We start from the raw sequence: 26,708 nt of genomic DNA on the forward strand, positions 1-26,708 counted from the left end.
GCCGGTCCAGCGACTTTTTTTCCGCGGGTGATGACATGCTGTAATCGGCGCATGCCGATCCGCAGTCCCTCCCTCGTGGAGCTGCATGCTTTCCTCGCCGTCGCGCGCACGGGCAGTTTCCGCAAGGCGGCCGACGAACTGTTCGTCACCCAGGCCGCAGTGAGTCGCGCGGTGGCGCGGCTGGAGCAGGACCTGGGCGTGGACGTGCTGGCCCGCTCCGGCGCCGGCGTGCAGCTCACGGCGGCCGGCAAGGAACTGCGCCGGCGCGTCGAAAAGCCCGTGGCGGCGCTGGAGGCGGCGGCCGTGCAACTGGGCCGCCGCGCCGACCGGATGCGCCTGCGCCTGTCCGTCGTCACCAGCCTGGGCAACCTGTGGCTGATGCCACGGCTGGAGGACTTCCACGCGCGCCATCCGGAGATCGCGATCGAGTTCCGCCCGTACCGGCGCGACGACGACTTCCTGCGCGAGGACGTCGACCTGTGGATCGCGCTGAAGCAAAAGCCGCGGCAGCAGTGGCCGCGGCAGGTGGCGGCGGACTACCTGGTGGGGCGGGAGGTCGTCGCCGTGTGCGCGCCCGCGCTCGGGCGCCGCATCCGCAACGCGCGCGAGTTGCTGGCGCAGCCGCTGCTCTATCACTCGATGTATCCGGACAACTGGGACCTGTGGGCGCAAGCCGTCGGTGCCACGCTGCCCGCCGGCTGGCAGGGCAGCGGCTTCGACCTCGTGATCAACCTGATCGAGGCGGCGCGCAGCGGCATGGGCGTGGCCGTGGTGCAGAAGTGCATGGTGGAAGCGGACCTCGCTTCCGGGCGGCTCGCGATGCCCGTGCCGGGCACCGCCTCGACCGGCCGGGGTTACTTCCTGTGCCGCCGGCGCGCACTGGGGGCGCATCCGGCGGTCGAACGCTTCTCCGCCTGGGTGCAGGAGCAGGCGGCGCTCAGCGAACCCGCATCCCCGGCTCGGCGCCGGGCCACGGGTTGAGCACGTAGATCCCGGCCTTCTGCTTCTCGTCGGCGTGGCTGGCGGCCAGCACCATGCCTTCGCTGACGCCGAACTTCATCTTGCGCGGGGCGAGGTTGGCCACCAGCACCGTGAGCTTGCCCACCAGGTCCTCGGGCTTGTAGGCCGACGCGATGCCGGAAAACACGTTGCGCATGCGCCCTTCGCCCGCATCCAGCGTGAGCTGCAGCAGCTTCGTGGACCCTTCGACGGCCTTGCAGTCCACGATCTTCGCGATGCGCAGGTCGACCTTCGCGAAGTCGTCAATCGTGATCGTCGGCGCGATGTCCTCGCCGCCCGGCTTGTCACTCCCTCCCCCGCTGGGGGAGGGCTGGGGTGGGGGCGCTCCGGCCTCCGCAGGCGCCTCGAACAGCGCATCCAGCTGCTTGTCCTCGACCCGCTGCATCAGGTGCTTGTAGCTGCCGACCTGGTGGCCCGCCGGCATCGGCTTGGCGGCATTGGACCAGTCCAGCGGCTCGCAGCCGAGGAAGGCTTCGGCCTGTGCGGCGAGCGACGGCAGGACCGGACGCAGGCAGGCGGTGAGCAGGCGGAACATCTGCAGGCACCAGCTGCCCACAGCCGCGGCTTCGTCGCCCTTGCCTTCCTTGGCCAGTTTCCAGGGGGCGGCGGCATCGAAGGCCGTGTTGACCTGGTCGGCCACGGCCATGATCTCGCGCAGCGCCTTGGCGTAGTCCCGCGCCTCGTACAGGCCGCGCACGGTCTGCACCAGGGCTTGCGGGTCGATCGCGGCCAGGGGCTCGCCCGCCACCAGCTGGCCCCCGGGCACGAACTTGACGGCGCGGCTGGCGATGTTGACGTACTTGCCCACGAGGTCGCTGTTGACCCGGGCCATGAAGTCCTCGGGATTGAAGTCGATGTCCTCGTTGCGGCCGTTCAGTTTCGCGGCCAGGTAGTAGCGCAGCCATTCGGGGTTCATGCCGAGCGACAGGTACTTCAGCGGATCGAGCCCGGTGCCCCGGCTCTTGCTCATCTTCTCCCCGTTGTTCACGGTGAGGAAGCCGTGCACGAAGATGGCGTTGGGCGTCTTGCGGCCGCTGAAGTGCAGCATCGCCGGCCAGAACAGCGTGTGGAAGGTGATGATGTCCTTGCCGATGAAGTGGTACTGCTCGCTCGCCGGATCGGCGATGAACTCCTCGTACGAGCGGGTCTCGCCCGCCGCCCTGGCGCCGCCGCGGTCGAAGTAGTTCTTCAGGGAGGCGAGGTAGCCCACCGGCGCGTCGAGCCAGACATAGAAGTACTTGCCGCGCGCGTCGGGGATCTCGATGCCGAAGTAGGGCGCGTCGCGGCTGATGTCCCAGTCGCCGAGCGCCGTGTGGCCGTCCTCGCCGGGCACGAGCCATTCGCTGATCTTGTTCAGCACTTCGGGCTGCACGGTGCCGCTGGCGGTCCACTTCTTGAGGAACTCCATGCTGCGCGGATCCGACAGCTTGAAGAAGAAGTGCTCCGAGCTTTTCAGCACCGGCTTGGCGCCGGACAGCGCCGAGTACGGGTTGATCAGCTCGGTGGGCGAGTAGACCTTGCTGCACACCTCGCAGTTGTCGCCGTACTGGTCCTTCGCGTGGCAGTTCGGGCACTCGCCCTTGATGAAGCGGTCCGGCAGGAACATCTGCTTTTCCGGGTCGAAGAACTGCTCGATGGTCTTGCTGGCGATCAGGCCGTTGGCCTTGAGGTCCAGGTAGATCTGCTGCGCGAGCTGGGTGTTCTCCGGGCTGTGCGTGGAGTGCCAGTTGTCGAAGCGGATGTGGAAGCCGTCGAGGTACTGCTTGCGGCCGGCGGCGATCTCGGCCACGAACTGTTCCGGCGTCTTGCCCGCCTTTTCGGCGGCGATCATGATGGGTGCGCCGTGCGCGTCGTCCGCCCCCACGAAGTGCACCATGTTGCCCGCCATGCGCTGGTGGCGCACCCAGATGTCGGCCTGGATGTACTCCATGATGTGGCCGATGTGGAACTTGCCGTTGGCGTAGGGCAGGGCGGTGGTGACGAAGAGCTTGCGCTGGGACATGGGGGCTTTCCGGGGGAACCGGGCATTTTATTCGTGACCGCTACACTTGCAGGACACGGAGACACAAAGCTTTATGGCCACCCAGGAACAGTTGCTCGCGGCCCTCGCGGGCGTCAAGGACCCGAACACGGGCAAGGATTTCGTCTCCACCAAGGCCGTGCGCAACGTGCAGGTCGAGGGCGGCGACGTGTCCTTCGAGGTGGAACTGGGCTACCCGGCCAAGAGCCAGCTGCCGGAGCTGCGGCGCGCGCTGATCGCGGCGGCCAAGTCCGTGCCGGGCGTGGCCAACGCCTCCGTGAACATCACCACCCGGGTCACCGCCCACGCGGTGCAGCGCGGCGTGCAGCTGATGCCCAACGTGAAGAACATCATCGCGGTGGCTTCCGGCAAGGGCGGCGTCGGCAAGAGCACCACGGCGGCCAACCTGGCGCTGGCGCTGGCGGCCGAAGGCGCGCGCGTGGGCATCCTGGACGCCGACATCTACGGGCCCAGCCAGCCCATGATGCTGGGCATCGACCGCCGCCCCGAAAGCGAGGACGGCCAGACCATGGAGCCGCTGGAGAACCACGGCGTGCAGGTGATGTCCATCGGCTTCCTGGTGAACCAGGACGAGGCCATGATCTGGCGCGGCCCCATGGCCACGCAGGCGCTGGAGCAGCTGCTGCGCCAGACCAACTGGCAGGACATCGATTACCTGATCGTCGACATGCCCCCGGGCACCGGCGACATCCAGCTCACGCTGTCGCAGCGCGTGCCGATGACGGGCGCGGTGATCGTCACCACGCCGCAGGACATCGCCCTGATCGACGCGCGCAAGGCGGTCACCATGTTCGAGAAGGTGGGCGTGCCCATCCTGGGCATCGTGGAGAACATGGCCGTGCACGTGTGCAGCAACTGCGGCCATGCCGAACACATCTTCGGCGAGGGCGGCGGCAAGCGCTATGCCCAGGAGAAGGGCATCGAGTACCTGGGGGCCTTGCCGCTGGCGCTGCACATCCGCGAACAGGCCGACAGCGGCAAGCCGACGGTCGTCGCGGACCCGGACAGCGAGGCCGCCAAGATCTACGGCAGCATCGCGCGCCAGGTGGCGGTCAAGATCGCGACCAAGGCCAAGGACTTCTCCTCGAAGTTCCCGACCATCACGGTGTCCAAGAACACCTGAGGATTCCCGCATGGAACGCCCGGCCCTCGACGTTGCGGTGATCCTGCGCAAGCTGCCGACCCGCAGCCAGTGGCAGCCCTGGCGCTGGGAGCTGGCCGAGGTGGTCGCCCAGGAGGAAAGCTTCGGCACCGAGCCACGCCGCCTGGTCCAGGTCGAGGACGGCGAGCGCTGGCTGCATCCCGCCCTGCGGGTGGAGCTGTTCCGCGACGAAGCCGAGGGGTATTACCTCAACGTGAACTCCCCGGCGCCTTGCTGGTTCGTGCTCTGGCGCATGGAGGAAGAGGCCACCGTCGCGGACGAGCCCATCCCCCGCCCCTTGATCGTGACCCTCAGCTACAACGAGGCGGCGCGCTGGATGGATGCGCAGGAGACGGTGGAGCAGGTGCCCGCGCCGCCGCACGTGGTCGAGTGGATGCGCGCCTTCTACCTGGAGCACTACGTGCCGGAGCCCAAGAAGCGCAAGCGCCCCGAAAGCTTCAAGCCGCTGCAGGACCGCTTCGGCCAGCCGGCGTCGGTGACGACGGAAAAGAAGTACGGCGGAGGGGACGGCAATGGCTGAGGGCTTCCTGGGCCGCTGGTCGCAGCGCAAGGAGGCAGTCCGCAAAGGGCAGGAGGTGGCGGAGGAGCCGCCGAAGGAGCTCGCGCCGGGCGTGCCCCCACCCCAGCCCTCCCCCAGTGGGGGAGGGAGCCAGACTGCTTCTTCCCCTCGGCCCTTGGGAGAGGGCCAGGCTGCATCCTCCCCTCCCCCTCTGGGGGAGGGCCAGGGTGGGGGCGTTCCGGCCGCGGAGCCCGCACCGACGCTCGAGGACGCGCAGGCCTTGACCAGGGACTCCGACTTCCGCCGCTTCGTCCAGCCCGGCGTCGCCCCCGAAGTGAAGAACACGGCGCTGAAGAAGCTGTTCAGCGATCCCCACTTCAACACCATGGACGGCCTGGACACCTATATCGGGGACTACAACAAGGCCGATCCCATCCCGCCGGAGATGCTGCGCAAGCTCGCCAGCGCGAAGTTCCTCAAGCTCTTCGAGGAGGAGGAAGAGGAAAAGGAAGAGGGCGCCGTTGGCAAATCCCCCACGGGGAGCGCAAGCCCCGATGCGGGCGCGCCCCAATCCGTGGCACAGTCCAGCACCCGGACCGCGCAAGCATTACCGCCGGCCGAAGACCATGCCGACCCTGATCTGCGACTGCAACAAGACGATGCCCCTGGACCCGAAGGCCCTGGGGCGGGCTCTCGATGAATCCCTGACGCTGCATTCGACGCTGTGCCGCCGCGAGGCGGGCGCGTTCCAGCAGGCCGTCAAGGGCGGCGACGACGTCGTGGTCGCCTGCACGCAGGAAAAGCGCCTGTTCGGCGAACTGGGCCGGCAGACCGAAGGCGCGGTCTCGCCGATCCGCTTCGTGAACATCCGGGAGACCGGTGGCTGGAGCAAGGACGCGCGCAGCGCCATGCCCAAGCTGGCGGCGCTGCTCGCGGTGGCCAGGATGCCCGAGCCGGAGCCGGTCCCCACCGTCACCTACAAGAGCGCCGGCCGCCTGCTGCTGATCGGCCGGCTGGAGGAAGCCGAGCGCTTCGCCCACGTGATCGGCGACGCGCTGGACATCACCATCTTCTCGCGCGGCGGCAGCGGCGAGCAGGAGCGTCGCTATCCGATCGTGGGCGGCCGCATCGAGACCCTCACTGGGTGGCTGGGCGCCTTCCAGCTCGCCTGGTCGCAGGACAACCCGATCGACCTGGACCTGTGCACGCGCTGCAATGCCTGCGTCGCCGCCTGCCCGGAGCAGGCGATCGGCCTGGACTACCAGGTGGACCTGCAGGCCTGCAAGTCGCACCGCGCCTGCGTGAAGGCCTGCGACGTGGCCGGCGCCATCGATTTTGCCCGCGCGCCGGTGTCGCACACCGACACCTTCGACCTGGTGCTGGACCTGCGCCGGGCGCCCGCCTTCGTGCAGCATGCGCCGCCGCAAGGCTATTTCCACCTGCCGCCGGAGCAGGAGAACGGCCCGCACGCGCTGGAAGTGGTGCTCAAGCTGCGCGAGCTGGTGGGCGAGTTCGAGAAGCCCAGGTTCTTCGCCTACAAGCAGAAGCTGTGCGCGCACAGCCGCAACGAGAAGGTGGGCTGCAACGCCTGCATCGAGATCTGTTCGGCCGAGGCGATCTCCAGCGACAAGTCGCGCCAGCAGGTGAAGGTCAACCCCAACCTGTGCGTGGGCTGCGGCGCGTGCACCACCGTGTGCCCCACCGGCGCGCTGACGTTCGCCTATCCGCGGGCCAGCGAGCAGGGCGCGAAGCTGCGCACCCTGGTGTCCACCTACGAGAAGGCCGGCGGCACGGCGCCGGTCGTGCTGCTGCACAGCCAGGAGCGCGGCCAGGCGCTGGTCGAGGAGCTCGGTCGCGCCGCCCGCGTGGGCGTCGCCGACGGCGTGCCGGCCGGCGTGATCCCGATGCCCCTCTGGCACGTGGCGAGCACGGGCATCGACCTGTGGCTCACTGCCATCGCCCAGGGCGCGGCCCACGTCGCCGTGCTCGCGACGAACGAGGAGGCGCCGCAGTACCTGGAAGGGCTGCAGGCGCAGATGCAGGTGGCGCAGTCCATCCTCACGGGGCTGGGCTACGAAGGCAGCCACCTGAGCCTGCTGCAGGCGCGCAGCGCGAGCGACCTGGACCAGGAGCTGAAGCTGCTGGCGCGCCGCCGGGGCGCCGTGCCGGCCACCCGCGCGCGCTACGCCGTCTCCGCGGAGAAACGCACCACGCTCGAGCTCGCCCTCGACCACCTGGTCGAACAGGGCAGGCTCAGGCCCGAGTCCATCCCATTGCCCGCCGGCGCCTTGTTCGGCACCGTGGACGTGAACAAGGACAAGTGCACCCTGTGCATGTCCTGCGTCGGCGCCTGCCCGGCCAGCGCGCTGCAGGACAACCAGACTGCCCCGCAACTGCGCTTCGTGGAAAAGAACTGCGTGCAGTGCGGCCTGTGCGAGACGACCTGCCCGGAGCAGGCGATCACGCTGCAGCCGCGCCTGCTGCTCACGCCCGAGCGCAAGCAGCCGCGCGTCGTCAACGAGGCCAAGCCCTTCGCCTGCGTGCGCTGCGGCAAGCCCTTCGGCACGCTCAAGGGCATCGAGGCGATGATCGGCAAGCTCGCCGGCCACGCCATGTTCCAGGGCGCCGCCGCGGAGCGGCTGAAGATGTGCGGCGACTGCCGCGTGATCGACATCTACAGCGCGCAGGACGAGTCCCGCATCCTCGACCTATGAGCGAGCCCCTGCCGACCACGAGTGCGCTGGACGAGGAAACGGCGCGGGCCGAGATCTACGGCCTGCTGTCGCAGCTGTATTACGCCCCGCCTTCGCCGCAACTGCTGGCGGCGCTGCGCGTCGCCGTGACGGAGGCGCCGGCGCAAGGCGGCTTGCTGGAAGAACCCTGGCGGCAGGTCGTCGGCGCGGCGCGCGAGCTCGGCGACCGGCAGATCGCCGACGAGTACGACGCGCTCTTCGGTGGCGTCGGCAAGCCCGAGGTCTACCTCTTTGGTTCGCACTACCTCAGTGGTTTCCTCAACGAGAAGCCGCTCGCGCGGCTGCGCGAGGCGCTCGCTTCCCTGGGGCTCGCGCGCGACGACGCCATGCCGGAGACGGAGGACCACATCGCCTACGTCTGCGAAGTCATGCGCTACCTGATCGCGGGCGACGACGTCGCCGTCGCCAACCTCGCGCGCCAGAGCGAGTTCTTCGCAGCGCACCTGCAGCCCTGGGCGGGAGCCTTGTGCGATGCAATCGCCGCGCATCCGAAGGCGCACTTCTACGCGCGGCTCGCGGAGTTCACGCGTACCTTCCTCGACGTCGAAGCGCAGGGCTTCGACATGCTCGGGTAGGGGACTGCGGCCCACGCCGTCGAGCGTGGCGCCCCGGGCACGCTTATTCCCTTGCGCGCCATCCAATCGCACGGCACTTTCCCTAATACGGGCGTCTCGTTTTGAGACGGGATCCTGTCGGGCTCCTGTCGCCTAGCGTTTTCCCTGAGAATCGAGGCGCATGCTCGATTGCGGTGCACGGATTGCTCTACTACAGTATGAAGAGTTGTTCATAAGAGCTTCAGGAGACCCACATGTCCGAAAGCCAGGCCAAGCCCTCCCGCCGGGGCTTCGTGTTGGGAGCAGCCGTTGCCGGCGCAGCCACCGCTGCCGTCGTCACGCTCCCCAGGACCGCCACCCCCGAACTCCCCGTCGCCGAAGACACGCCGCCCGCGCCCGAGAGGGGTGGCGGCTATCGCGTGACGGAGCACGTCAAGCGTTACTACAAGACCACCCAGGTCTGACCGCTGGAGAGATCCATGTTGCTCACGAAAAAGTCGGGTTCTGCCCAGGCCACGCCACGCTCGCCCTTCGTCCACAGCCTGCAGCGCGGGTTGGCCACGGCGCTGCCCACCATGGACCGCCGCGCGTTCCTGCGCCGCTCGGGCCTCGGGGTCGGCGTCGGCCTCGCCGCTTCGCAGCTCGTGCTGGTGAAGAAGGCGCGTGCCAAGGACAACGCCCCGGCGATCGGTGAAGGCCGCATCGAGGTCAAGCGCACCGTGTGCACCCACTGCTCGGTGGGCTGCGCCATCGATGCCGTCGTCGAGAATGGCGTGTGGGTGCGGCAGGAGCCGGTGTTCGACTCGCCGATCAACCTGGGCGCGCACTGCGCCAAGGGCGCGGCGATCCGCGAGCACGGCCACGGCGAGTTCCGCCTGCGCTACCCGATGAAGCTGGTGGACGGCAAGTACGTCCGCATCTCCTGGGACCAGGCGTACAGCGAGATCGCCGCCCGGCTGCAGGACCTGCGCAAGGCGAGCGGACCGGAGTCGGTGTTCTGGATCGGCTCGTCCAAGCACTCGAACGAGCAGTCCTACCTCATGCGCAAGTTCGTGAGCCTCTGGGGCAGCAACAACTGCGACCACCAGGCGCGCATCTGCCACTCCACCACCGTCGCCGGCGTGGCGAACACGTGGGGCTACGGGGCGATGACCAACTCGTACAACGACATGCAGAACTCGAAGGCTGCGTTGTACATCGGCTCCAACGCCGCCGAAGCGCACCCGGTCTCCATGCTGCACGTCCTGCACGCCAAGGAGAACGGCCTGAAGCTGATGGTGGCCGATCCGCGCTTCACCCGCACCGCGGCCAAGGCGGACCAGTACGTCCGCATCCGCTCCGGCACCGACATCCCCTTCCTGTTCGGCGTGCTGTACCACGTCTTCAAGAACGGCTGGGAGGACAAGAAGTACGTCAACGACCGCGTCTACGGCATGGACAAGGTCCGCGAGGACGTGATGGCCAAGTGGACGCCGGACAAGGTGCAGGAAGCCTGCGGCGTGCCGGAAGCCGAGGTCTTCAAGGTCGCCGAGACGCTGGCCAAGAACCGGCCCTCCACCATCGTGTGGTGCATGGGCCAGACGCAGCACTCGATCGGCAACGCGATGGTGCGTGCCACCTGCATCCTGCAGCTGGCGCTGGGCAACATCGGCGTGTCCGGCGGCGGCGCCAACATCTTCCGCGGCCACGACAACGTGCAGGGCGCCACCGACATCGGTCCCAACCCCGACTCGCTGCCCGGCTACTACGGCATCGCCGAGGGCTCCTGGCGGCATTTCGCCAAGGTCTGGGCGCTGGACTACGACTGGATCAAGGGCCGTTTCGAGAACCCCGGCATGATGACCAAGCCGGGCATGACCGTGTCGCGCTGGATCGACGGCGTGCTCGAGAAGAACGAATTCCTCGACCAGACGCCCAACCTGCGCGGCGTCTTCTACTGGGGCCACGCGCCGAACTCGCAGACCCGCGGGCTGGAAATGAAGCGGGCCATGGACAAGCTGGACCTGCTGGTGGTGGTCGATCCCTATCCCTCGGCGACGGCGGCGATGGCCGCCATGCCCGGCGACGCGAAGGACCTGAACCCGAACCGCGCCGTCTACCTGCTGCCGGCGGCCAGCCAGTTCGAGACCAGCGGCTCGGTGACGGCGTCCAACCGGTCCCTGCAGTGGCGCGAGAAGGTCATCGAGCCGCTGTGGGAAAGCCGCACCGACCACATGATCATGTACCAGTTGGCGGACAAGCTGGGCTTCGGCCAGGAGCTGGTCAAGAACTTCAAGATGCAGAAGGTCAAGGGCATGGACGAACCCGTCCCCGAGGACATCCTGCGCGAGATCAACAAGTCCAACTGGACCATCGGCTACACCGGCCAGAGCCCGGAGCGCCTGAAGGCCCACATGAAGCTGATGGGCAGCTTCGACGTCAAGACGCTCAAGGCCAAGGGCAGCGCCAAGGACCCGGTCACGGGCTACGACATCCAGGGCGACTACTTCGGCCTGCCCTGGCCCTGCTACGGCACGCCGGAACTCAAGCATCCCGGTTCGCCCAACCTGTACGACACCACCAAGCATGTCATGGACGGCGGCGGCTGCTTCCGGGCGAACTTCGGCGTGGAGAAGGACGGCGTCAACCTGCTGGCCGAGGACGGCTCCGCGCCGGTGGGCTCCGAGATCACGACGGGCTATCCCGAGATCGACCACATCTTCTTCAAGAAGCTGGGCTGGTGGGACGAACTCACCGACGTCGAGAAGGCCGCGGCCGAGGGCAAGAACTGGAAGACCGACCTGTCCGGCGGCCTGATCCGCGTGGCGATGAAGAACCACGGCATCCACCCCTTCGGCAACGCCAAGGCGCGTGCGGTGGTCTGGAACTTCCCGGACCCGGTCCCGCAGCACCGCGAGCCGATCTACAGCACGCGGCCGGACCTGGTGGCGAAGTACCCGTCGCACGACGACAAGAAGGCCTTCTGGCGCGTTCCGACGCTGTACAAGTCGCTGCAGCAGAAGAACGTCGACGACAAGCTGGCCGAGAAGTTCCCGCTGATCCTCAGCTCCGGGCGCCTGGTCGAGTACGAAGGCGGCGGCGAGGAAACCCGTTCGAACCCGTGGCTGGCCGAACTGCAGCAGGAAGCCTTCGTGGAGATCAATCCGCAGACGGCCACCAACCGCGGCATCAAGAACGGCGACCGCGTGTGGCTGAAGACCCCCACGGGCGCGCAGCTGAACGTGCAGGCGCTGGTGACCCAGCGCGTGGGCCCCGACACCGTGTGGATGCCCTTCCACTTCTCCGGCCGCTGGCAGGGCGCGGACATGCTGGCGCATTACCCCAACGGCGCCGCGCCGGTGGTGCGGGGCGAGGCGGTCAACACCGCCACGACCTACGGCTACGACAGCGTCACCATGATGCAAGAGACCAAGACGACCATCTGCGACGTGCAGCGCGCCGCCTGAAAACGAGGAGATCACGATGGCACGAATGAAATTCATCTGTGACTCCGAGCGTTGCATCGAATGCAACGGCTGCGTCACCGCCTGCAAGAACGAGCACGAGGTGCCCTGGGGCGTGAACCGCCGCCGCGTGGTCACGCTCAACGACGGCGTCCCCGGCGAGCGCTCCATCTCGGTGGCCTGCATGCACTGCTCGGACGCGCCCTGCATGGCGGTGTGCCCCACCAACACCTTCTACCGCACGGAAGAAGGCGTGGTGCTGCACGACAAGGACACCTGCATCGGCTGCGGCTATTGCAGCTACGCCTGCCCCTTCGGCGCGCCGCAGTTCCCGGCCGCCGGCACCTTCGGCGTGCGCGGCAAGATGGACAAGTGCACCTTCTGCGCGGGCGGCCCCGAGGCCAACGGCTCGCAGGCCGAGTTCGAGAAGTACGGCCGCAACCGCCTGGCCGAAGGCAAGCTGCCGGCGTGCGCCGAGATGTGCTCGACCAAGGCGCTGCTCGCCGGCGACGGCGACGTGGTGGCGGACATCTTCCGCAACCGCGTGCTCAAGCGCGGCAAGGGTGCCGAAGTCTGGGGCTGGGGCACGGCCTACGGCTCCAAGCAGGCCGGCCAGCCCAACGGAGCCAAGTCATGAAGCACGCGATCCTCCTGGGCCTCGCCGCCGCCGCGCTCGCGCTGGCCGGCTGCGCCGAGCGCGAGCAGACCGCCAGCGGCATCCGCAGCGATGCGGCGCCCTACCAGGGCACCAGCAAGCAGCCGCCCTTCATGGCCGCCGGCTGGAAGCAGGGCGACCGCGCGAACTGGGAGCAGCAGCTGAAGGTGCGCACCGTCAACGGGCAGAACGACTATGTCAAGGTTCCTTGAGCTCGTCGCAGCGGCCGTCCTGACGGCCGCTTTCGCAAGCGGCGCGCTCGCGCAGTCCACGACCTCCACGCCCGCGGGCGGCGGGTCCGCCGCGACCACGCCGGCTGCCAAGGTGGCGCCCGAGGACCTGCCACCCGGCCAGGCCGCCCCCGGCGGCATCCAGGGGCAGAACATCTTCGACGTGAAGCCCGAGGTGAAGCGCGACGCGTCGTCCGAGCCGGGCTACCTGGACCAGACCAACGGCGAACGCAACCGCGTGCAGCCGGGCAACAACGCGCCGATGTGGCGCGGCGTGCAGCGCGGCATGGAAGGCTACAGCAGCCTGCCCAAGTCGCAGGCGCCGGAGGCGGGCGTCCTGATCCAGGGGCCGGTGCAGTATCCCGGCACGCGCTTCGTCACGGCCGGCGAGGCCTGGCGCCAGGTGCGCAACCACTGGCTGCTGCCCTACGGCGGCTCGCTGCTGCTGATCGTGCTGGCGGCGCTGGCGATCTTCTATTTCGCCAAGGGGCCGCTGGGCCACCACGAGATGGGCCCGAACCCGCGCGCCATCGAGCGCTTCACGCCGTTCGAACGCGCCGCCCACTGGAGCAACGCCATCGCCTTCTCGATCCTCGGCATCTCCGGGATCGTCATGGCCTTCGGCAAGTTCTTCCTGCTGCCCATCATGGGCCAGACCCTGTTCGGCTACCTCACCTACATCCTGAAGAACCTGCACAACTTCGCCGGGCCGCTGTTCGCTGTCTCGCTGGTCATCATGATCGTCACCTTCGCGCGGGACAACCTGCCGCGCAAGGGCGACCTGCGCTGGCTGCTGCGGTTCGGCGGCATGGTGAGCGGCAAGGAGCTGCCTTCGCACCGCTTCAACGCGGGCGAGAAGGTGGTGTTCTGGGCCGGCGTGCTGTTCCTGGGCCTGATCGTGGTCGCCTCCGGCCTCGTGATGGACCAGCTCGTTCCCAACCTGGTGTACGAGCGGCAGACCATGCAGGTGGCGCACATGGTGCACAACGTGTCCACCGTGCTGATGCTGGTCGTCTTCTTCGGCCACATCTACATCGGCACCATCGGCATGCGCGGCGCCTACACCGCCATGCGCCGTGGTTACGTCGACGAGGCATGGGCCCGCGAGCACCACCAGTACTGGTACGAGGACATCAAGGCAGGCCGCATCCCGGCCGAGCGCACCAGGCCGCTCGAGGTCGTGCACGACACGCACGAGTCGGCGCGGCCCGCCTGAAGAAAGGAAGAACAATGAAGCGTTGCATGCTCACCGTGGCCTGCCTGGCGGTTGCCGGAATGGCCGTCGCCAAGCTGCCGCCGCCCGACGAAGCCACCAAGGCCAAGGCCGCGGAGGCCGCCGCCAAGACCGCCTGGCAGGGCAAGGTCGATGCGTACAAGCTGTGCCAGGCCCAGGACCGCGTCGCGGCGAAATACAAGTCCGCCCATCCCGCGCAGGCCAAGCCTGCGGGCGCGGCGGCGTCCGCCACGCCCGTCGCCGCGGCGCCGGCCGGTGCTGCGCCCGCCGCGGCAGCTGCGGCTTCCGCTCCTGCGGCTGCGGCCGCGGCCGCAAAGCCGCCCGTGCCGAGCGCCGCGAGCGCGTCGCAAGGCGGCAGCACGCCGGTTGCGGCGGTGGTGGCGGCAGCACCGTCCATTCCGCCGTGCACGGAGCCCGGCCCGTTCGTCTACGCCCCACCCGACCAGAAACCGCTGGAGGCCTCCGGCGCGCATTCCCCGGCCGCGACGGCGACCAGCCCGCCGAGCGTGCGGACGCCCTCGGCGGAGATGGCGCCGGCAAAGCCCAGCACCGCCCCGGCTGCCAAGTAAGCCCGCGGCTCGCTTGCCTGCCAAGGCCAGCCTTGCGGCTGGCCTTTTCATTTGCGGTAGCCTTCGCGCATGACCCGCCGTCCCCAGCTCACCGATGCCCGCGCGCCGCTGACCCGCAGCGTGGAAATCGTCAACGAGCACGGCGAGCGCGAGGAGATCTCCATCCCCGCCGAGCGCGACCTCACGCTCTATGTCGACAAGCGCGAACTCGTCACGCTGATGACCCTCGGCGCGCGCCCCGAGTGGCTGGTGCTGGGCTACCTGCGCAACCAGCGCCTGGTGGAGAGCCTGGACGCGGTCGAATCCGTCACCGTCGACTGGGAGGTCGGCGCCGCGGCGGTGAAGACCCGCACGGGCATCGAGCGCATCGAGGAGCGGACCGCCAGGCGCGTGGTCACCACCGGCTGCGGGCAGGGCAGCGTGTTCGGCGACCTGATGGCGGACGTGGACAGCATCGCGCTGCCGCAAGCGCGCATCACGCAGGCGCAGCTGTACGGCCTGGTCAATGCCATCCGCCTGCAGGAGACCACGTACAAGTCCGCCGGCTCGGTGCACGGCTGCGCGCTGTTCCGCGGCGAGCAGATGCTGCTGTTCGTGGAGGACGTGGGCCGCCACAACGCGATCGACACCATCGCGGGCTGGATGTGGCTGCAGCAGGACCTGCCGCCGGCCACGCCTGAAGAGCCGCTGGTGTTCTACACGACCGGGCGGCTCACCAGCGAGATGGTGATCAAGTCCGCGCAGATGGGTGTGGCGATCGTGGTCTCGCGCAGCGGCATCACGCAGATGGGCTACGAGATCGCCGAGCGCCTGGGCCTGTGCACGATCGGCCGCGCCACCAACCGCCACTTCCTTTGCTACACCGCCCGCGAGCGCCTGCTGTCGCAGCCCGAGCTCGCCGGCGCGCGTCCCCGGCCGGCCGCGGCCTGAGCGCCTTCCTGGATCCCCGATGCCCTTGTTCCCCGCTGTATCCCTGGGATGGCGCACCTTGCGCCGCGACCTGCGCGCCGGCGAGCTGCGCCTGCTGATCGTGGCCGTCGCGCTCGCGGTTGCGGCGCTGACCGCCGTCGGCTTCTTCGCCGACCGCCTCAAGGGCGGACTGGCGCGCGATGCGCGGGCGCTGCTGGGCGGCGACGCGGTGGTCGTGAGCGACCAGCCGACGCCGCCAGCCTTCATCGAGCGGGCGCGGGCGCTCGGGCTGCGCAGCGTGACCACGCTGGTGTTCCCCTCCATGGGTCGCGCACCCGAGGCGCAAGGGGGCGCGAGCCGGCTCGTGTCGCTCAAGGCGGTACCCACCGGTTATCCCTTGCGCGGCAGCCTGGAGGTGGCGACGCAGTCGGACGGGCCGGGGCGAACGACACGCGAGGTGCCGGGCCGCGGCGAGGCCTGGGTCGATGCGGGCGTGCTGGAGTCGCTGAACCTGCGCGTGGGCGACCCGCTGCTGCTCGGTGACGCGCAACTGCGCATCGCCCGCGTCATCACCCTGGAGCCGGACCGCGGCACGGGCTTCCTGAGCTTCGCCCCGCGCGTGATGGTCCACGTCGACGACCTGCCGGCCACCCGTCTCGTGCAGCCGGCCAGCCGCGTCGGCTACCGCTTCGCGGTGGCGGGGGCCGATGTGCCGGTGCGGCGCTTCACCGAGTGGGCCGACGCCGAGGCGAAGAAGCCGCAGGTGCGCGGCGTGCGGGTGGAGTCGCTCGAGGGCGGCCGGCCGGAGATGCGCCAGACGCTGGACCGCGCCGAGAAATTCCTGAACCTGGTGGCCTTGCTGGCCGCGCTCCTGAGCGCGGTGGCGGTGGCGCTGGCGGCGCGCGGCTTCGCCAGCCGCCACCTGGACGACTGCGCGATGCTGCGCGTGCTGGGCCAGAGCCAGCGCACGATCGCGTTGAGCTACACCTTCGAGTTCGCGGTGATCGGCGTGGCGGCCAGCCTGCTCGGGCTGGCGCTCGGCTACGCGGTGCACTTCGTGTTCGTCGCCCTCCTCAGTGGCCTGGTGGAGGCCTCGCTGCCGGCGCCGGGACCGTGGCCGGTCGCCTTCGGCCTGGGCATGGGCCTGACCTTGCTGTTCGCCTTCGGGCTGCCGCCGGTGCTGCAGCTCGCGCAGGTGCCGCCGCTGCGCGTGATCCGGCGCGACGTGGGCGGCCTGAAGCCCGCCTCGTTGCTGGTGCTGGGCATCGGCGTCGCCGGCTTCGCGGCCCTGCTCCTGGCCGCGAGCAGCGACCTGAAGCTGGGCGCCATCGCGGTCGGCGGTTTTGCCGGCGCCGTGCTCCTGTTCGCGGGCCTGAGCTGGATCGCAGTGAAGCTGCTGCGGCGCGTGGTGAACGAGCAGACCGCACCCCGCTGGCTCGTGCTGGCCACGCGCCAGATCGGCGCGCGCCCCGCTTATGCCGTGGTGCAGACGAGCGCCTTGGCCGTGGGCCTGCTCGCGCTGGTGCTGCTGGTGCTGCTGCGCACGGACCTCATCGCGAGCTGGCGCCAGGCCACGCCGCCCGATGCGCCGAACCGCTTCGTCATCAACGTGCTGCCGGAGCAGAGCCAGCCTTTCCTGGACCAGCTGCGCGGCGCCGGCGTGAAGCGGCTGGACTGGTACCCGATGTTCCGCGGCCGGCTCGTCGCGGTGAACGGCCGCGTGATCGGCCCCGACAATTTCGCCGAGGACCGCGCGCGCCGCCTGGTGGATCGCGAGTTCAACCTCTCCTATGCAGCGCAGCAGCCGCAGCACAACGAGGTGGTCGCCGGCCGCTGGGTGCCCGGCGAGCAGGGCACGGTGAGCGTGGAAGAGGGACTGGCGACCACGCTGGGCCTGAAGCTCGGCGACACGCTGCGCTTCGACATCGCCGGTGCCACCAGCGAGGCGAAGATCAGTTCGCTGCGCCGCGTGGACTGGGGCTCCATGCGGGCGAACTTCTTCGTGATGTACCCGGTGAACGAGCTGCCGGACATCCCCGTGACCTTCATGGGCGCGTTCCGTGCGCCGGAGCAGCGCGGCTTCGACAACGCGCTGGTGCGGGCGTTTCCCAACGTCACCAACGTCGACATGACGGCCACGATCAACCAGGTGCAAGGCGTGCTGGACAAGGTGATCCGCGCGGTGGAGTTCCTGTTCGGCTTCACGCTGGCCGCCGGGGTGGTGGTGCTGTTCGCCGCGGTGACCGCCACCCGCGAGGAGCGGGCGCGGGAGTACGCGATCATGCGGGCGGTGGGCGCCCGCAGCAGCCTGCTGCGGCAGGTGCAGCGCGCGGAACTGATCGGCGTCGGGCTGCTGGCCGGCTTCCTGGCCAGCGTCGTCGCCGCGGTGGTGGGCTGGGCGCTGGCCAAGTACGCCTTCGATTTCACCTGGACCGCGTCCCCCCTCGTGCCGCTGGCCGGGGCCGCTGCCGGCGCCGTGCTGGCGCTGGCCGCCGGCTGGTGGGGCCTGCGCGAAGTGCTGAACCGGCCGGTCATGGAAACCTTGCGCAAGGCCGCCGAATAGGGTCGCTGAGACAATCGGGGCATGCAGAACCCCGAGAAGCCCGCCACCCCTTTCGAGTGGATCGGCGGCGAAGAGAAGGTCAGGGCGCTCGTCGAGCGCTTCTACGACCTCATGGACCTGGAGAGCAAGTACAAGGAGTTGCGCGCCGCGCACGGCAGCGAGCTGGCGCGCGCGCGGGAGAACCTGTTCTGGTTCCTCTGCGGCTGGCTGGGCGGCCCGCAGCACTACACCGACCGCTTCGGCCATCCCCGGCTGCGGATGCGGCACATGCCGTTCAAGATCGGCATCGTCGAGCGCGACCAGTGGCTGGCGTGCATGGACGAAGCCATGGGAGACGTGGGCGTGCCGGAGGAACTGCGGCAGCGGCTCAAGCAGTCTTTCTTCCAGACCGCGGACTGGATGCGCAACACGCCGATGTGAGCGAGCGAAGGAGCAGCAGCAGCCCGGATGTCGCCGGGGTTGTGGTGAGCGGCCGCGAACCCCACCGATGCACGCGACAACAGGCGGGATGCGCAATACGCACGGATGAGATGGCCCCCGCCACGCCATAATCGTCCCATCCGGGACTGGGGAGGGGCTCCATGAACGCAGGAAGCTGGACTTTCGTCGTGCTCGCCGCCGTGGTGGCCGTGTGGGCCATCGCCGCCTACAACTCGCTGGTGCAGCGGCGCAACCGCATCGCGAATGCCTTCGCGCAGATCGACGTTCAGCTCAAGCGCCGCTACGACCTGATCCCCAACCTGGTGGAAGTGGCACGGCGCTACCTGGCCCACGAAGCGCAGACGCTCGAAGCGGTGGCCAAGGCCCGCGGTGGTGCGATGAGCGCCGCGGCCGCGGCCCGCGTGCGGCCCGCCGACGCCGGCACGATGCAGGCCCTGGCGCTCGCGGAGCAGGAGCTCGGGGGCAGCATGGGCCGCCTGTTCGCGCTGGCCGAAGCCTATCCCGCGCTGAAGGCCGACGCCACGATGCAGTCGCTCGCCGAGGAACTCACCTCCACGGAGAACCGCATCGGCTTCGCCCGCCAGGCCTACAACGACGAGGTGCTGGAGTACAACGACGCGGCGATGCGCTTCCCGGTCGTCCTGGCCGCGCGCCTGTTCGGCTTCGTCCCCGGCGCCATGTTGCAGTCCACCGCCAGCCCGCAGGAGCGCGAGGCGCCGCGCGTGGCCTTCTGAGCGCCGGCCGGCGCGCCATGCGTTTCTTCCAGCAGCAGGACGCCGCCCGCGGCCAGACGCTGCGGCTGCTGCTGCTGTTCTCGCTGGCCGTGGCCGCGACCGTGGCAGGGGTGCACCTGGCGCTGCTCGCGTGCTGGTGGGTGTTGCAGCGCCTCGTGCCCTGGCCCCTGGACTATCCGCCCTTCTTCCTCGCGGTGAACGTGGGCGTGACGCTCCTGCTGGTGCTGGGCGGCTGGTGGATAGAGACATCGAACCTGCAGGTCGCCGGCGGCGCCGAGCGGCTGGCGCGGCGCCTCGGCGCCCGCGAGCTGCGGCGCGAGCACGCGGCCGAACAGCGCCTGGACAACATCCTCGACGAGATCTGCATCGCGGCGCACATGCCCCGGCCGCAGCTGATGGTGTTGCCGCGGCTGCAGGCGATCAACGCCTTCGCCACCGGCTGGGATGCGCAGGATGCGGTGGTGGCCGTGAGCCAGGGCGCGCTGGACCTGCTCACGCGCGAGGAGCTGCAGGGCATGGTGGCGCACGAGTGCAGCCACGTCCACGAGGGCGACACGCGCCTGAACATGCAGCTGGCCGGCATGGTGACCGGGCTGGAACTGCTGTGGGGCTTCGGGGAGACGGTGCGCGAGCGCGGCGGCCTGGCCTTCGTGTTCGGCAATGCGATCATGGGCATCGGCGCGGCCGGCTGGTACGCGGGGCGACTGCTGCAAGCGTCGGTCTCGCGCCAACGCGAATTCCTGGCCGATGCGCGCGCCGTGCAGTGGACCCGCAGCCGCGACGGGCTGGGGGGCGTGCTGCGCAAGGCACTGACGCAGCACGCGGAGCCGGAAAGCCGCCCGGACGATCCGGCCTTCCCCGCGTCCGCGCAGCACCTGCTGCTGCTGGCGGACGTCGCCGCACGCCATCGCTGGTTCGCCAACCACCCGCCGCTGGCGCAGCGCATCGAGCGCATCTACGGCCGCAGCATGCCCGGGCTGCCGCTGCCGCGCGGCGAACCCGCCGCGGTCACGTGGGCGTGAGCAGCACCACCACCGCGCCGGCGCCGCCCTCGTCGCCGCGCGCCTGCACGAAGGCCAGCACCTCGTTCTTCTGCACCAGCCAGCCGTGCACCTTGCCTTTGAGCACCGGTGTCTTGCCGGGAGAGCCGAGCCCCTTGCCATGCACGACGCGCACGCAGCGCAGGCCCTGGCGCACGGCTTCGCGCAAGAAGGCGGCCAGCGCCTCGCGCGCGTCGTCGGTGCGCAGGCCGTGCAGGTCGATTTCCGCCTGGATGCTCCAGTAGCCGCGGCGCAGCTTGCGCGCGACGTCGATGCCGACGCCCGGGCGGCGAAAGCTCATCGCCTCGTCGACTTCCAGCAGCGTGGAGGCATCGAACTCGTCGCTGATCGCCTCCTTCAACACGCGCTGGTCATCCAGTTGGCGCTGCACGGCGATGGGAGCGACCGGCTCGGGCGGGTGCTGCACCCGGCCGTGGTGGCGCAGCGGCTCCACCTTGCCCGCGGCGCGCTGGAACAGGTTGCGCTCGGCCTCCGCGCGCTTGCGCGTCTCCGCCTCGCGCACCGCGCGCTCGCGCGCCAGGCGCTCCTGCTCGGCGAGCTGCTTGCGGATGTCCGCCAGGTCCTGCAAGGACTTCGCTTTCACAACAATCCTTTTTCGGCCATCGACAGGGCGTTCCCGGGCGCGACGATCACGTGATCGAGCACGCGCACGTCCACCAGTGCGAGCGCGGCCTTGAGCGTCTGCGTCAGGGCCTCGTCGGCGCGCGAAGGATGCACCGTGCCGCTCGGGTGGTTGTGCGCCAGCACCACCGCCGCGGCGTGGTGGTGCAAGGCCTTCAGGACGACTTCGCGCGGGTACACGCTGGTCTGAGTCAGCGTGCCGCGGAAGAGTTCTTCCATCGCGATCAGGCGGTTCTGCGCATCGAGGAACAGGCCGGCGAAGACCTCGTGCGGCCGGCGACCGAGCTGCAGCTGCAGGTAATTTTTCACGGCGCTCGGCGATTCGAACACCTCGCGCGCCTTGAGCTGCTCCGCCACGGCGCGCCGCGCGAGTTCCAGCACCGCGAGCAGCTCCGAACGCTTGGCGGTCCCGCCCAGGCCCTTGACGAGGCGCAGCTCCTGGCCGCTCGCGTGCAGCAGGCCGGCCAGGCCGCTGAAGCGCGCCAGCACCTCCTCCGCCATCTGGAACACGCCGCGTCCGCGCGTGCCGGTGCGCAGCAGCAGCGCGAGCAGCTCGGTGTCGCTGAGCGCGGACGCGCCGCGGGCCAGCAGCTTCTCGCGGGGGCGGGCATCGGCGGGGAGGTCCTGGAGCGGCATGCGGCGGGTGTGGCTGCAGCGAGTCTATCCGTCCCGCGCGGATGCGGAGCCCGTGGACGCGCCACCTATACTCGCCGCAGGCATGCAACTGGGGGAGGTGCATGCCGGGAGGGGAAAACCGCACAATGAAATCGCTGATCAGGAACTTGTTCGCCGGCGGTGCCAGGCAGCCAGCCGAACCCGGTGCGGACCACTGGATCGCGCAGGCCGAGCGCCTGCGCCGCGAAGGGCAGTTGCAGGAGGCGGCTGCCGCGTACGAGAAGGCGCTCACCCGGGGCGCGGCCCGCGCGAAGGTGCTGCTGCAGCTCGGCGCCATCCAGCACGAACTCGAACTCTTCCCCGCAGCCGAACGCAGCTTCGCCGCCCTCGTCGACCTGGAGCCGGCCAACGCGGACGCCTGGTGCATGCTGGGCGTGACGGCGAAGGAGCAGCACCGCTTCGACGATGCGGCACGGCATCTGGCCAAGGCGCTCGAACTGAACCCCGATTTTTCCGAGGCCCTGTTCAACCTGGGACTGGCGCAGTTCGAGCAAGGCCGCCTGCAGGAGGCAAGCCGCAGCTTCACGCGCTGCGTCGAACTGCGCCGCGGCACGCCGTGGAAGGGCGACCGCGCCGCGCTGCTGCAACACGAGCCCACCCCGGCGCTCGAGCCCATGGACCTGGGCGTCAACGAGGTGAAGCTGCGGCACGACTGCGAGCAGCTGGAGTACCTGCTGCAGGGCAAGCAGTTGCCGCAAGACTTCGCGCGCGTGCTGGAGGACTACTGCAGCCTGCTCGCGGAGGTGCGCGGGCAGGTGGACGAGAACTCGCTGATGGGGTTCGATGCCGCCCGCCACCCGCTCGTGCAGCGCACGTACAAGCGCCCGGTGCACATCGCGGACATTCCCGCACCGGAGCGGATCATCAACCCGGACCTCGATTTCGAGGACATCCAGGACCGCTACCTCGCCGCGCAGCCCAATGCGCTGGCGATCGACAGCCTGCTGACGCCCGAGGCACTGGCCGCCGTGCGGCGCTTCTGCCGCGAGAGCACCATCTGGAACAACATCAAGCCGGGTTACCTGGGCGCCTACTTCTACGACGGCTTCTGCTCGGAACTGCTGCTGCGCCTGGCCTGGGACCTGCGCGCGCACATGCCGCGCGTGATCCGCGACCATCCGCTGAACATGATGTGGGGCTTCAAGTGCGACGCGAGCCTGCCGGGCCTGGCGGTGCACGCGGATGCGGCCGCCGTGAACGTGAACTTCTGGATCACCGAGGACGACGCCAACCTGGACCCGGCAGGCGGCGGCCTGCAGGTGTACGAGCACGTGGCCCCGCCGGACTGGGATTTCCGCCGCTTCAACCACGATCCCGGCGTGATCAAGGACTACCTCGCATCGGTGGGCAGCACGCCCACGCGCTATCCGTACCGCGCCAATCGCGCGCTGGTGTTCGACTCGGACCTGTTCCACGCGACGGACAGCCCGCGCTTTCGCGAGGGCTACCTGAGCCGGCGCATCAACATCACCCTCCTGTACGGGAACCGGCTCGCCTGAGGTCCGCGCGATGCTGCTGAAATGGCTGGCCGGGCGCAGCAAGCCCGCCGATACGACGGCGGCGCGGCTGGAGCGCGCGCGGGCGCTGCGCATGCAGGACGATTTCGATGCGGCGCGCGCGGCGGCGCAGGAGATCCTGCGCGACGAGTCCGGCCATGCGGACGCCATGGCGCTGATGGCCGCGATCGCCGCGGATCAACGGCAGGTGCAGGCCGGCCTGCAGTGGGCGCAGCAGGCGCTGGCAGCGGACCCGCACTGCGTGCGGGCGCATTTCGCCATGGGCCGGCTGCTGGAGGCGGCCGAGCGCATCGGCGAGGCGGAGGCGAGCTACCGGCGCGTGACGGAGCTCGACCCGGCCAACGCGCAGGGCTTCACCAACCTGGGCTGCATGCTGCACCTGCAGCAACGCACCGAGGAAGCGGTGCGTTGCTACCGCACCGCCTTGCAGCTCGAGCCGGGGCAGCCGGTGGCCCTGCGCAATTTCGCGCTCGTGGCGGGCGGGCCCGAGGAGGTCGGCGAGGCGCTGCGCGGGTTCGAGCGCCAGGTGGCGCAGCATCCGGAGGACGCCGAGGGGCAGCTGCAATTGGGGCACCTGTACCAGCAGGTGGGTCGCCACGGCGAGGCGCTGGCTGCGTACGAGCGCGCCACCGCCCTCGAGCCGGGCCGCGCCGAGTTCCACTTCGCCCGTGCCCAGGCCCTGCTGTTGCTGGGCCGGTATGCCGAAGGCTGGAAGGCGTACGAGTGGCGCTGGCGCATGGCGATGCTCAACGAAGCCATGCTGCGCTTCCAGCAACCGCGCTGGGACGGCCGCAGGCTGCAAGAGGGCACCGTGCTGCTGCACGGCGAAGGCGCCTTCGGCGACAACCTGCAGTTCGTGCGCTACGCTGCGCTGGTGGCGCAGCGCGGCGCGCGCGTGCTCGTGGAATGTCCTCCCGCCCTGCAGGCTCTGCTCGCGCGCGTGCCCGGCGTGGCGCAGGTGGTGGCGCAGGGCGACCCCCTGCCGCGCTTCGATGCGCATCTGCCGCTCATTGCGTGTCCCGGCCTGTTCGGCACGACCCTGGAGACGGTTCCCTGGTCCGGTCCGTACATCCCGGCCGACCCGGCGCGTGTGCAGGCCTGGGGCGAGCGCGTGCGCGCCGCCGGCCCGCGGCGGCGCAAGGTGGGGCTGGTGTGGACCGGCAACCCCGGCAACCTGGGCAACACGCGCCGCTCCCTCACGCTGGGGCAGCTGGGCGCCTTGGGGGAGGTCGGCGACGTCAGCTTCTTCAGCCTGCAGAAAGGCGTGCCCGCGCCGCAGCCGGCCGAGATCCCCGCGGGCATGCATTTCGTCGACCTCACGGCGAGCATCCGCGACTTCTCGGACACCGCGGCCCTGCTCACGCAACTGGACCTGGTCGTCTCGGTCGACACCGCAGTGGCCCATCTCGCCGGCGCGATGGGCCGGCCGGTGTGGGTGCTGCTGCCGTTTTCCGCTGACTGGCGCTACCACGCGGGGCGGGACGACAACCCGTGGTACCCCACCATGCGCCAGTTCCGCCAGGAGGCGGACGGCGAGTGGGACGGGGCCCTCCAGCGGCTGAGGCAGTCGCTCGCCGCCTGGGCGGCGTCCTAGCGGAAGGTCTTCCGGCGCGCCCCGGACGCCTGCCGCCTGCCTTCCTACAATGGAGGGCTTCCTGATCGACTGGCCCCCCATGAGCACCTCGCCCGCCCGCGTCCAGCAGGGCTCCTTCCTCACGCTGCACTACCGCCTGGCGGGACCGGCCGGGGACATCATCAACACCTTCGCCGACAAGCCCGCCACCCTGACGCTGGGCGCCGGGGAGCTGTCGCCGGCGGTGGAGCAGCGGCTGCTGGGGCTGGAGGAGGGCACGCGCACCGTGTTCCAGATCCCGGCCGGCGAGGCCTTCGGCGAGCGCAACGCGGAAATGGTGCAGTGGGTCGCGCGCAAGCTGCTGGCGCAGATGGGCGACCCGCACGAGAGCTATGCCGTCGGCGACGTGGTGCAGTTCCCGACGCCGGACGGCCTGGGCCAGTACGCAGGTTCGGTGCAGCAGCTGGGCGAGGACAAGGACGGCGACGGCCGCCCCGACGCGGTGCTGTTCGACTTCAACCACCCGCTCGCGGGCCAGCCGGTGACCTTCGAGGTCCAGCTGATCGGGGTACTTTGATGACGGCTCCCGCCGAGATCCTGCTGGCCGAGCCGCGCGGCTTCTGCGCGGGCGTCGACCGCGCCATCGACATCGTGGAGCGGGCGCTGGAGAAGTTCGGCGCGCCGATCTACGTGCGCCACGAGATCGTGCACAACACCTTCGTGGTCAACGACCTCAAGTCCAAGGGCGCGATCTTCATCGAGGACCTCGCCGACGTGCCGCCGGGCGCGACGCTGGTGTTCTCCGCCCACGGCGTGAGCAAGGCGGTGCAGCAGGAGGCGCAGCAGCGCGGCTTCCACGTGTTCGACGCGACCTGCCCGCTGGTGAGCAAGGTCCACATCGAAGTGGCCAAGCTCGCCAAGGAAGGCTACGAGTTCATCATGATCGGCCACAAGGGCCATCCCGAGGTCGAAGGCACCATGGGCCAGCTCGATCACGGCATCCACCTCGTGGAGGACGTGATCGACGTGGCCAACGTGCATCCGGCGCAGACCGGGCGGCTGGCGGTCGTCACGCAGACGACCCTGTCGGTGGACGACGCGGCGGAGATCATGGCCGCGGTCCGGGAGCGCTTCCCCTCCATCCGCCAGCCCAAGCAGCAGGACATCTGCTACGCGACCCAGAACCGGCAGGACGCCGTGAAGCTGATGGCCCGCGAGGTCGACGTGATGATCGTGGTGGGCAGCCCCACCAGTTCCAACAGCAACCGGCTGGCCGAACTCGCGCGCAAGCTGGGCGTCGACAGCTACATGGTCGACAGCCCGCAGGAGCTGAAGGCCGAGTGGCTGGAAGGCCGGTCGCGCGTGGGCCTCACCGCGGGCGCGTCCGCGCCCGACGTGCTGGTGCAGGACGTGATCGCGCGGATCAAGGCGCTGGGCGCCGTGTCCGTGCGCAAGATGGACGGCATCGTCGAGACCGTCAAGTTCCCGCTGCCCAAGGGCCTGAAGCTGTGAACCGCAGCGACGTCGAAGCCGCCGCCGAACGCTTCGCGACCGACGGCCGGGGCTTCGTGCGTCGCACGCCCTTGTGGAAGCTGCCCGGTGCCGCCCTCGGCGTGGGTTGCGCCGAGGTCTGGCTGAAGCTGGAGCAGCTGCAGGTGGCCGGCAGCTTCAAGGCGCGCGGCATGTACAACCGGCTGCTCGCCAACGCGATCCCGCCCAGCGGCGTGATCGTCGCCTCCGGCGGCAATGCAGGCATCGCCACCGCGGCCGCGGCACGCGCGCTCGGCGTGGCATGCGAGGTGTTCGTGCCCGCGGTCTGCAGCCCGGCCAAGCAGGCGAAGCTGCGCGAACTGGGCGCGCAGGTGGTCGTGGCGGGCGCGGTGTACGCCGAGGCGCTGGAGGCCTGCCTGGCGCGCCAGCGCGAGACCGGCGCGCTGCTCACGCATGCCTACGACCAGCCCGAGGTCGTGGCCGGCGCCGGCACCCTCGCGCGCGAGATCGAGGAGCAGGGCGGCGAGCCGCCGGACAGCGTGCTGGTCAGCGTCGGCGGCGGCGGCCTGATCGCCGGCATCGCGGCCTGGTACGGCGACGGCAGCCGCGTGGTGGCGCTGGAGCCGGAGCTCGCCCCCACCTTGTTCCGCGCGCGCGAGGCGGGGGCGCCGGTCGACGTGGCAGTGGGCGGCATCGCGGCGGATTCGCTCGGCGCCAAGCGCATCGGCGCGATCGCCTGGGACCTCACGCAGCGGCACGTGCGCGACGCGCTGCTGTTGCCCGATGCGGCGATCCGGTCGGCACAGCTGGCGCTGTGGAAGGAATTCAAGCTGGCCGTGGAGCCTGCGGCGGCGCTGGGCCTGGCCGCCTTGCAATCGGGCGCCTACGTTCCCCAGGCCGACGAGATCGTGGCGCTGGTCCTGTGCGGGGCCAACCTGGACCCGGCGTCGCTGGCCTGAACCC

Annotated in this window: 25 protein-coding genes; 22 read left to right on the forward strand and 3 right to left on the reverse strand. The window is 69.9% G+C overall.

The genetic code is table 11. The features are described from left to right. The first annotated feature begins 51 nt into the window (after positions 1–51). Positions 52–981, forward strand: coding sequence for a LysR substrate-binding domain-containing protein (locus AC3EGR_RS02845; RefSeq protein WP_488544915.1), 930 nt, complete (start codon positions 52–54; stop codon positions 979–981). Here the strand turns inward: AC3EGR_RS02845 and metG are convergent. Further along, positions 938–3,022: a methionine--tRNA ligase gene (gene metG, locus AC3EGR_RS02850; protein WP_488544916.1), complete on the reverse strand. Its 2,085-nt coding sequence runs from the start codon at positions 3,020–3,022 to the stop codon at positions 938–940. The two genes, AC3EGR_RS02845 and metG, sit on opposite strands and share 44 nt — an antisense overlap. 73 nt (positions 3,023–3,095) lie before the next feature. Between metG and apbC the strand changes: the two genes are divergently transcribed. The 16 genes from apbC to AC3EGR_RS02930 all read left to right on the forward strand — a co-directional run bounded on the left by apbC (position 3,096) and on the right by AC3EGR_RS02930 (position 19,829). Next, positions 3,096–4,184 carry an iron-sulfur cluster carrier protein ApbC gene (apbC, locus tag AC3EGR_RS02855; RefSeq protein ID WP_488544917.1) on the forward strand — a complete coding sequence of 363 codons (1,089 nt, stop codon included), beginning with the start codon at positions 3,096–3,098 and terminating at the stop codon, positions 4,182–4,184. Positions 4,185–4,194: 10 nt separating this feature from the next. Next, positions 4,195–4,743, forward strand: coding sequence for a DUF3305 domain-containing protein (locus tag AC3EGR_RS02860; RefSeq protein ID WP_488544918.1), 549 nt, complete (start codon positions 4,195–4,197; stop codon positions 4,741–4,743). Then, positions 4,736–5,422 carry a DUF3306 domain-containing protein gene (locus tag AC3EGR_RS02865; protein WP_488544919.1) on the forward strand — a complete coding sequence of 229 codons (687 nt, stop codon included), beginning with the start codon at positions 4,736–4,738 and terminating at the stop codon, positions 5,420–5,422. The genes AC3EGR_RS02860 and AC3EGR_RS02865 overlap by 8 nt, the downstream gene beginning before the upstream one ends. After that, positions 5,349–7,436, forward strand: a complete 2,088-nt coding sequence (locus tag AC3EGR_RS02870; protein WP_488544920.1) for a 4Fe-4S binding protein — start codon at positions 5,349–5,351, stop codon at positions 7,434–7,436. The genes AC3EGR_RS02865 and AC3EGR_RS02870 overlap by 74 nt, the downstream gene beginning before the upstream one ends. Next, positions 7,433–8,050: a TorD/DmsD family molecular chaperone gene (locus AC3EGR_RS02875; RefSeq protein ID WP_488544921.1), complete on the forward strand. Its 618-nt coding sequence runs from the start codon at positions 7,433–7,435 to the stop codon at positions 8,048–8,050. Before AC3EGR_RS02870 ends, AC3EGR_RS02875 begins: the two co-directional genes overlap by 4 nt. Positions 8,051–8,283: 233 nt before the next feature. After that, positions 8,284–8,493, forward strand: coding sequence for a formate dehydrogenase (locus tag AC3EGR_RS02880; protein ID WP_488544922.1), 210 nt, complete (start codon positions 8,284–8,286; stop codon positions 8,491–8,493). Between the two features lie 15 nt (positions 8,494–8,508). After that, positions 8,509–11,475: a formate dehydrogenase subunit alpha gene (locus tag AC3EGR_RS02885; RefSeq protein WP_488544923.1), complete on the forward strand. Its 2,967-nt coding sequence runs from the start codon at positions 8,509–8,511 to the stop codon at positions 11,473–11,475. 16 nt (positions 11,476–11,491) lie between these two features. Further along, the gene (fdh3B, locus tag AC3EGR_RS02890) at positions 11,492–12,109 is read left to right on the forward strand and encodes a formate dehydrogenase FDH3 subunit beta (protein ID WP_488544924.1); all 618 of its coding nucleotides are present in this window, start codon (positions 11,492–11,494) and stop codon (positions 12,107–12,109) included. Then, positions 12,106–12,339: a hypothetical protein gene (locus AC3EGR_RS02895; RefSeq protein ID WP_488544925.1), complete on the forward strand. Its 234-nt coding sequence runs from the start codon at positions 12,106–12,108 to the stop codon at positions 12,337–12,339. The genes fdh3B and AC3EGR_RS02895 overlap by 4 nt, the downstream gene beginning before the upstream one ends. After that, complete coding sequence (locus AC3EGR_RS02900; protein WP_488544926.1) at positions 12,323–13,573, forward strand: formate dehydrogenase subunit gamma; 1,251 nt, start codon at positions 12,323–12,325, stop codon at positions 13,571–13,573. Before AC3EGR_RS02895 ends, AC3EGR_RS02900 begins: the two co-directional genes overlap by 17 nt. Before the next feature lie 14 nt (positions 13,574–13,587). Beyond that, the gene (locus AC3EGR_RS02905) at positions 13,588–14,160 is read left to right on the forward strand and encodes a hypothetical protein (RefSeq protein ID WP_488544927.1); all 573 of its coding nucleotides are present in this window, start codon (positions 13,588–13,590) and stop codon (positions 14,158–14,160) included. Positions 14,161–14,229: 69 nt separating this feature from the next. After that, on the forward strand, positions 14,230–15,090 hold the full coding sequence (locus AC3EGR_RS02910) for a formate dehydrogenase accessory sulfurtransferase FdhD (protein ID WP_488544928.1): 861 nt from the start codon (positions 14,230–14,232) through the stop codon (positions 15,088–15,090). Positions 15,091–15,109: 19 nt separating this feature from the next. Continuing rightward, entirely contained in the window at positions 15,110–17,632 is a 2,523-nt protein-coding gene (locus tag AC3EGR_RS02915; protein WP_488544929.1) for an ABC transporter permease, read from the forward strand. Between the two features lie 21 nt (positions 17,633–17,653). After that, positions 17,654–18,052, forward strand: coding sequence for a group II truncated hemoglobin (locus tag AC3EGR_RS02920; RefSeq protein WP_488544930.1), 399 nt, complete (start codon positions 17,654–17,656; stop codon positions 18,050–18,052). Positions 18,053–18,213: 161 nt separating this feature from the next. Next, the gene (locus AC3EGR_RS02925) at positions 18,214–18,807 is read left to right on the forward strand and encodes a LemA family protein (protein WP_488544931.1); all 594 of its coding nucleotides are present in this window, start codon (positions 18,214–18,216) and stop codon (positions 18,805–18,807) included. A 17-nt stretch (positions 18,808–18,824) separates the two neighbouring features. Continuing rightward, the gene (locus tag AC3EGR_RS02930) at positions 18,825–19,829 is read left to right on the forward strand and encodes a M48 family metalloprotease (RefSeq protein WP_488544932.1); all 1,005 of its coding nucleotides are present in this window, start codon (positions 18,825–18,827) and stop codon (positions 19,827–19,829) included. Here the strand turns inward: AC3EGR_RS02930 and AC3EGR_RS02935 are convergent. Beyond that, positions 19,816–20,457: a Smr/MutS family protein gene (locus AC3EGR_RS02935; RefSeq protein ID WP_488544958.1), complete on the reverse strand. Its 642-nt coding sequence runs from the start codon at positions 20,455–20,457 to the stop codon at positions 19,816–19,818. The genes AC3EGR_RS02930 and AC3EGR_RS02935 overlap by 14 nt on opposite strands. Further along, entirely contained in the window at positions 20,448–21,125 is a 678-nt protein-coding gene (gene radC / locus AC3EGR_RS02940; protein ID WP_488544933.1) for a RadC family protein, read from the reverse strand. The genes AC3EGR_RS02935 and radC overlap by 10 nt, the downstream gene beginning before the upstream one ends. A 125-nt stretch (positions 21,126–21,250) precedes the next feature. Here radC and AC3EGR_RS02945 point away from each other — a divergent pair, with 125 nt between their 5' ends. From AC3EGR_RS02945 to AC3EGR_RS02965, 5 genes are all read left to right on the forward strand, one after another. Next, positions 21,251–22,663: a tetratricopeptide repeat protein gene (locus AC3EGR_RS02945; RefSeq protein ID WP_488544934.1), complete on the forward strand. Its 1,413-nt coding sequence runs from the start codon at positions 21,251–21,253 to the stop codon at positions 22,661–22,663. A 10-nt stretch (positions 22,664–22,673) separates the two neighbouring features. Continuing rightward, the gene (locus tag AC3EGR_RS02950) at positions 22,674–24,275 is read left to right on the forward strand and encodes a tetratricopeptide repeat protein (protein WP_488544935.1); all 1,602 of its coding nucleotides are present in this window, start codon (positions 22,674–22,676) and stop codon (positions 24,273–24,275) included. 79 nt (positions 24,276–24,354) lie between these two features. After that, the gene (locus tag AC3EGR_RS02955; protein WP_488544936.1) at positions 24,355–24,831 is read left to right on the forward strand and encodes an FKBP-type peptidyl-prolyl cis-trans isomerase; all 477 of its coding nucleotides are present in this window, start codon (positions 24,355–24,357) and stop codon (positions 24,829–24,831) included. Continuing rightward, on the forward strand, positions 24,831–25,766 hold the full coding sequence (gene ispH / locus AC3EGR_RS02960) for a 4-hydroxy-3-methylbut-2-enyl diphosphate reductase (protein WP_488544937.1): 936 nt from the start codon (positions 24,831–24,833) through the stop codon (positions 25,764–25,766). Before AC3EGR_RS02955 ends, ispH begins: the two co-directional genes overlap by 1 nt. Further along, a complete protein-coding gene (locus AC3EGR_RS02965) occupies positions 25,763–26,704 on the forward strand; it encodes a threonine/serine dehydratase (RefSeq protein WP_488544938.1) in 942 nt (313 codons plus the stop codon). The genes ispH and AC3EGR_RS02965 overlap by 4 nt, the downstream gene beginning before the upstream one ends. The last annotated feature ends 4 nt before the right edge of the window (positions 26,705–26,708 follow it).

This window comes from Ramlibacter sp. G4-7 (assembly GCF_057784995.1).

What these genes read in the sequence shown, in the direction of transcription:
- AC3EGR_RS02880 (WP_488544922.1), top strand. Translation starts at nt 8,284, where the DNA reads ATGTCCGAAAGCCAGGCCAAGCCCTCCCGCCGGGGCTTCGTGTTGGGA.
- AC3EGR_RS02900 (WP_488544926.1), top strand. Translation starts at nt 12,323, where the DNA reads ATGTCAAGGTTCCTTGAGCTCGTCGCAGCGGCCGTCCTGACGGCCGCT.
- AC3EGR_RS02875 (WP_488544921.1), top strand. Translation starts at nt 7,433, where the DNA reads ATGAGCGAGCCCCTGCCGACCACGAGTGCGCTGGACGAGGAAACGGCG.
- ispH (WP_488544937.1), top strand. Translation starts at nt 24,831, where the DNA reads ATGACGGCTCCCGCCGAGATCCTGCTGGCCGAGCCGCGCGGCTTCTGC.
- apbC (WP_488544917.1), top strand. Translation starts at nt 3,096, where the DNA reads ATGGCCACCCAGGAACAGTTGCTCGCGGCCCTCGCGGGCGTCAAGGAC.
- AC3EGR_RS02955 (WP_488544936.1), top strand. Translation starts at nt 24,355, where the DNA reads ATGAGCACCTCGCCCGCCCGCGTCCAGCAGGGCTCCTTCCTCACGCTG.
- AC3EGR_RS02925 (WP_488544931.1), top strand. Translation starts at nt 18,214, where the DNA reads ATGAACGCAGGAAGCTGGACTTTCGTCGTGCTCGCCGCCGTGGTGGCC.
- AC3EGR_RS02905 (WP_488544927.1), top strand. Translation starts at nt 13,588, where the DNA reads ATGAAGCGTTGCATGCTCACCGTGGCCTGCCTGGCGGTTGCCGGAATG.
- AC3EGR_RS02915 (WP_488544929.1), top strand. Translation starts at nt 15,110, where the DNA reads ATGCCCTTGTTCCCCGCTGTATCCCTGGGATGGCGCACCTTGCGCCGC.
- AC3EGR_RS02945 (WP_488544934.1), top strand. Translation starts at nt 21,251, where the DNA reads ATGAAATCGCTGATCAGGAACTTGTTCGCCGGCGGTGCCAGGCAGCCA.
- AC3EGR_RS02950 (WP_488544935.1), top strand. Translation starts at nt 22,674, where the DNA reads ATGCTGCTGAAATGGCTGGCCGGGCGCAGCAAGCCCGCCGATACGACG.
- AC3EGR_RS02865 (WP_488544919.1), top strand. Translation starts at nt 4,736, where the DNA reads ATGGCTGAGGGCTTCCTGGGCCGCTGGTCGCAGCGCAAGGAGGCAGTC.
- fdh3B (WP_488544924.1), top strand. Translation starts at nt 11,492, where the DNA reads ATGGCACGAATGAAATTCATCTGTGACTCCGAGCGTTGCATCGAATGC.
- AC3EGR_RS02895 (WP_488544925.1), top strand. Translation starts at nt 12,106, where the DNA reads ATGAAGCACGCGATCCTCCTGGGCCTCGCCGCCGCCGCGCTCGCGCTG.
- AC3EGR_RS02885 (WP_488544923.1), top strand. Translation starts at nt 8,509, where the DNA reads ATGTTGCTCACGAAAAAGTCGGGTTCTGCCCAGGCCACGCCACGCTCG.
- AC3EGR_RS02870 (WP_488544920.1), top strand. Translation starts at nt 5,349, where the DNA reads ATGCCGACCCTGATCTGCGACTGCAACAAGACGATGCCCCTGGACCCG.
- AC3EGR_RS02930 (WP_488544932.1), top strand. Translation starts at nt 18,825, where the DNA reads ATGCGTTTCTTCCAGCAGCAGGACGCCGCCCGCGGCCAGACGCTGCGG.
- radC (WP_488544933.1), bottom strand. Translation starts at nt 21,125, where the DNA reads ATGCCGCTCCAGGACCTCCCCGCCGATGCCCGCCCCCGCGAGAAGCTG.
- AC3EGR_RS02910 (WP_488544928.1), top strand. Translation starts at nt 14,230, where the DNA reads ATGACCCGCCGTCCCCAGCTCACCGATGCCCGCGCGCCGCTGACCCGC.
- metG (WP_488544916.1), bottom strand. Translation starts at nt 3,022, where the DNA reads ATGTCCCAGCGCAAGCTCTTCGTCACCACCGCCCTGCCCTACGCCAAC.
- AC3EGR_RS02860 (WP_488544918.1), top strand. Translation starts at nt 4,195, where the DNA reads ATGGAACGCCCGGCCCTCGACGTTGCGGTGATCCTGCGCAAGCTGCCG.
- AC3EGR_RS02845 (WP_488544915.1), top strand. Translation starts at nt 52, where the DNA reads ATGCCGATCCGCAGTCCCTCCCTCGTGGAGCTGCATGCTTTCCTCGCC.
- AC3EGR_RS02920 (WP_488544930.1), top strand. Translation starts at nt 17,654, where the DNA reads ATGCAGAACCCCGAGAAGCCCGCCACCCCTTTCGAGTGGATCGGCGGC.